The sequence below is a fragment of the Acetobacterium sp. genome (genome assembly GCF_041752335.1).
Taxonomy (GTDB): domain Bacteria; phylum Bacillota; class Clostridia; order Eubacteriales; family Eubacteriaceae; genus Acetobacterium.
Map to the genome: position 1 here is coordinate 1 of NZ_JBGSHG010000016.1, position 3,826 is coordinate 3,826.

6 protein-coding genes are annotated in these 3,826 nt (G+C 37.5%); 2 read left to right on the forward strand and 4 right to left on the reverse strand.

Annotated features, from left to right (window positions below; translation table 11 throughout):
* Positions 1 to 505 (forward strand): pyridoxamine 5'-phosphate oxidase family protein (locus ACEW8F_RS02975; RefSeq protein ID WP_373481990.1); only part of this gene is annotated, 505 nt, incomplete at its 5' end.
* 138 nt (positions 506 to 643) lie between these two features.
* Here the strand turns inward: ACEW8F_RS02975 and ACEW8F_RS02980 are convergent.
* Together ACEW8F_RS02980 and ACEW8F_RS02985 are read right to left on the reverse strand one after the other, a co-directional pair.
* Entirely contained in the window at positions 644 to 955 is a 312-nt protein-coding gene (locus tag ACEW8F_RS02980) for a helix-turn-helix domain-containing protein (RefSeq protein WP_373481991.1), read from the reverse strand.
* Complete coding sequence (locus ACEW8F_RS02985) at positions 952 to 1,317, reverse strand: type II toxin-antitoxin system RelE/ParE family toxin (RefSeq protein ID WP_373481992.1); 366 nt, start codon at positions 1,315 to 1,317, stop codon at positions 952 to 954. Before ACEW8F_RS02985 ends, ACEW8F_RS02980 begins: the two co-directional genes overlap by 4 nt.
* Positions 1,318 to 1,744: 427 nt before the next feature.
* Between ACEW8F_RS02985 and ACEW8F_RS02990 the strand changes: the two genes are divergently transcribed.
* Positions 1,745 to 2,323: a rhomboid family intramembrane serine protease gene (locus ACEW8F_RS02990; protein ID WP_373481993.1), complete on the forward strand. Its 579-nt coding sequence runs from the start codon at positions 1,745 to 1,747 to the stop codon at positions 2,321 to 2,323.
* 120 nt (positions 2,324 to 2,443) lie between these two features.
* Here the strand turns inward: ACEW8F_RS02990 and ACEW8F_RS02995 are convergent, their stop codons facing one another.
* Both ACEW8F_RS02995 and ACEW8F_RS03000 read right to left on the reverse strand, forming a co-directional pair.
* Positions 2,444 to 3,007 (reverse strand): hypothetical protein, encoded by a 564-nt coding sequence (locus tag ACEW8F_RS02995; RefSeq protein ID WP_347412469.1) that lies wholly within the window; start codon positions 3,005 to 3,007, stop codon positions 2,444 to 2,446.
* Between the two features lie 23 nt (positions 3,008 to 3,030).
* Entirely contained in the window at positions 3,031 to 3,486 is a 456-nt protein-coding gene (locus tag ACEW8F_RS03000) for a hypothetical protein (protein WP_373481994.1), read from the reverse strand.
* Positions 3,487 to 3,826 lie beyond the last annotated feature (340 nt).

Consider the following 3,826-nt stretch of genomic DNA (forward strand, 5'->3'; position numbering starts at 1 on the left):
TTTAATCGACTCGTCAAAATTTATTTATGCGGCTCAGAGGATGGCTTCCCCTTCCTCCGATCCGATGAAAGGTGGTAATATGTTAGCTAAACTGGAAACGCTTCTGGGCGAAAATTCCCTCTGTGTTTTATGTACCGAAGCCGCGGGAAACCCCTATTGTTCCTTGATGACCTATCTGCTGAGTGACGACCTGGCCACGCTTTATCTGGTCTCCACCCGGGAGTCCCGGAAATTTAAGAATCTACTGGCCAATCCCCGGGTCAGTATCCTGGTCGATAGCCGCCAGCACCCGGCCGCCGGAGCCAACATCGTCTCAGTCACCTTTGCCGGATTATTTAAGCCCCTGACCGATGCTGAGGTCCTCCCGATCAAGACCGCTTTCGCCGGGAAACACCCGGAACTGGTCGAAATTCTTAATCATCCCGACAATATTGTCTTTGCGATTAAGTTAACCTCCTATCTGCTGCTGGATGGCCCGGTAGCTGCTGAGCAGGGTGATTTGTAAGTTTTTCTGCTTTAAAAAAATAGCGACGTCTAAGCTTTAGAGCTTAAACGTCGCTATTTTTTTAATCTTGATAGTGTCCTTTGAGGGAAAAGGTCAGCTTACTCATCAGCCAGCGCCTTCTGATTTTAGAAAGGGGCATTATTTCACAATCCTTTTCTCTTTGGGGACAATCGCCAATGTATATCCCAGCGGGTCAAGAAGCTTAAACAGGGTATCAATTTTGGGAATGGCTTTGAGATTCTCCAGACGTGCGATGGCCGGCTGTTTTAATCCGGTCAGATCAGCGAGTTGTTTTTGTGACATCCCACACTGCTCCCGGGCTTCGATCAGTTTGCCGATGAGTGCTACCTCGAATTCAATTTCTGCCCTTTCTGAATCACTCAAGAAATCAGAGTCATTATAAAGATCATTGAATTCTGTAAATTCTTCATTGCCGATTTTAATACTCATTTCTGGCACATCCTTTCTTTGAAATCATTCATATTATTGATTGCTTTATCAATTTCCTTTCGCGGTGTCTTTTGCGACTTCTTATGGAAATAGTGAAGTAAAACAAAAGTATCATCTTGCCAGTAAAAGAAAAATATCCGATCTGATAACGGCCTGAGTTCCCAGATATCACCATCAATATGTTTAACGGTGGGATTTCCGACTCTTGTGCCATATTCCTGTAATGATCGTATGTAGGTAGTGATTTTTATAAATTTAACACGATCTTGCTTACTGGTACTGGCTTTGGTCTTTAAACTGGTGAGGTATTCCCTGATCGGCTCATTACCTTTTGAGTCTTTATAAAAAATTACTTCATACATTTCTTCCCCTTCACTGATTAAATTATAACATATTTGTTATATATTTGCAATCATCCCTTTATAGGGTTCTATTTTAATGCTTCGTTCAACAAAACCTCGCATAATTGGTCTGTCGGGGCTTTGTAGGTAAAAATATTTTGATAAATCTTTTCTCAAATTTTTCTATCAATTTTCACTAGTTTTCTCTAAATTTCACTAGTTTGTCCTGAATTTTAATCATTTTATTAGTTTTTATAATTTAATTGCATAAATTATTGATGTTTTCTATGTTTTCATCATATAATTTATAAGCAGGCGCTTTGGAATCTTGACAAACCCAAGAACAAGTTTCTTAAATATTTTTCCTGACCTGACCCACATGGTATCGATTTACTTTTCCGTAAACAAAAAATTAAAATCTACAATAGAGTAAGAGGAGTATTTATAAATGGAAAAATGGATTAAGAAAGTTGACTATAATGCCCCGGTAACCTTAACCTTCGCATTGGTGGCTTTACTGGTTCTATTTCTAAGTTTAATTACGTATGATAAAAGCACGTACCTGCTTTTTAGTGTTTATCGCAGTTCTTTAATGGATCCACTTGCCTATATTCGCATCTTTACGCATATTTTAGGTCATGCAGATTTCCAACACCTCTTTGGTAATTTCGGATATATCTTATTGCTTGGACCGCTGCTAGAAGAAAAATACGGTTCAAAAAAAATGTTGATAGCGATCTTAATAACCGCTTTTGTGACCGGCCTGATTCAGATTATCTTATTCCCCCACAACCCCCTTTTAGGAGCCAGCGGTATCACTTTTATGATGATTGTGATGAGCTCGTTCACAAATTATAAAAAGGGCTTTATCCCTTTAACGCTGATTCTGATTGCATGTTTGTACTTAGGTCAAGAAATCTATACTGGCTTGGTAATCAGTGATAATGTTTCACAGTTGACGCATATCGTTGGTGGCGTTGTCGGTTTAATACTTGGCTTTCAATTTGAAAAAAATGACTATTTCTAAAAGAAACAGTCATTTTTTATGGACATTGATAGGTTTTAATAACGCCTAAACTTAAATGCGCTTATATACCATTATAGCTGGTATCATATGAGGTATTGCATCTTGTAATAGTCAGCTATCTTATTCAGTTAAGAACTTCAGTTTTTCTAATTTTTCTACTTCCGTTATGATGCGCATATCGCACAGTTTTTCAATTTTTCTGATTTCTTCAAAATTTTCTACCTTTTTATAGGCAATGGCAAGTTTTACATTGTAATCATCCTGTGATATCACATCCATTGCCAACGCTCTATCCAATTTATCCTTTTCGAAACGGAAAGCTATCTCAGCCCGATCTTTTTCTTTCATCAAATTATTGTCTTTAACGCGTTTTTGACACTCAATAATTTGTTCTTCTAACTCAATTTTTCTCGACATTTTAGGATCGATCATTCTTAAGATGTCACTAACATCAATCCCTGGCATTTCACCGGAATTCATAACGTATTCAATATAAATGCGACCAACTTGTGAATAGGCCTTTTCCAGTTCTTGTTCAATAATGTTTACCTGCATTTTCAAGCCAGCCAATTCGCTTTGATCCTGTGCTGCTACCCCGATCGATGAACCCGTTTTGACTGCCGCAGTTGCAATCGAGGAACCGGTGTTTTTTGCAGCACTCACTACTTTGTCAAATATTCCCATTTTTTACCCCCTCAAATTTATGATTAAAATTTTGCACCACAATGGCTACATTTCCATGTTCTTCCGAGATCACCAACACCAAAAATACCAAAAACATATACTTTTGCCACTTTTTTCACATTCGAGATTCTCAATAATTTTTTCGATCCACATATCGGACAACAGATTTTCTCATCTTTTTGATTTTCCCGGTTAGCCGATATTTCCATTTCAATTTGTTCTTTTAGATTACTCTTTTTTTCATTCAGAATTTGCTCATGCTGCTCAAATAAATTCGGGTCAAACTCCGGTGCTGTTTTAATCACTGTTTCTATGAATTCTTTTCTTTTATCCTGTGAAATAAATAATAAACCACTGGCTGTCAGGTATTCTTGTGGCACTTCCTTTAATTCTTCAGAACATACCTCACAGATCCTATCATTATCTTTGAAAATTTTCTTTCCGGTAATCCAACCGCAATGTCCACAATAATAAAACATCTCGCCCACATCCTTGTCTTTATTCATTTCAACTTAGAGAATATTATTTAATTTCCGCATTTTTCTATCTGTTATTTGATTATACTCCTTGTTATTTTTATTTTCACTATTCTGTCATGAACATCTTTTGAAAAGAATAAGCACTCGACCAAAAAATGCAGCTGATATCTGATATAATGTAAAAAAGTTCAGTATCAGGCATTTTAATCGACTCGTCAAAATTTATTTATGCGGCTCAGAGGATGGCTTCCCCTTCCTCCGATCCGATGAAAGGTGGTAATATGTTAGCTAAACTGGAAACGCTTCTGGGCGAAAATTCCCTCTGTGTTTTATGTACCGA

Coding starts and splice junctions, on each gene's coding strand:
- ACEW8F_RS02980 (WP_373481991.1), bottom strand. CDS start 955: ATGAGTATTAAAATCGGCAATGAAGAATTTACAGAATTCAATGATCTT.
- ACEW8F_RS02985 (WP_373481992.1), bottom strand. CDS start 1,317: ATGTATGAAGTAATTTTTTATAAAGACTCAAAAGGTAATGAGCCGATC.
- ACEW8F_RS02990 (WP_373481993.1), top strand. CDS start 1,745: ATGGAAAAATGGATTAAGAAAGTTGACTATAATGCCCCGGTAACCTTA.
- ACEW8F_RS02995 (WP_347412469.1), bottom strand. CDS start 3,007: ATGGGAATATTTGACAAAGTAGTGAGTGCTGCAAAAAACACCGGTTCC.
- ACEW8F_RS03000 (WP_373481994.1), bottom strand. CDS start 3,486: ATGTTTTATTATTGTGGACATTGCGGTTGGATTACCGGAAAGAAAATT.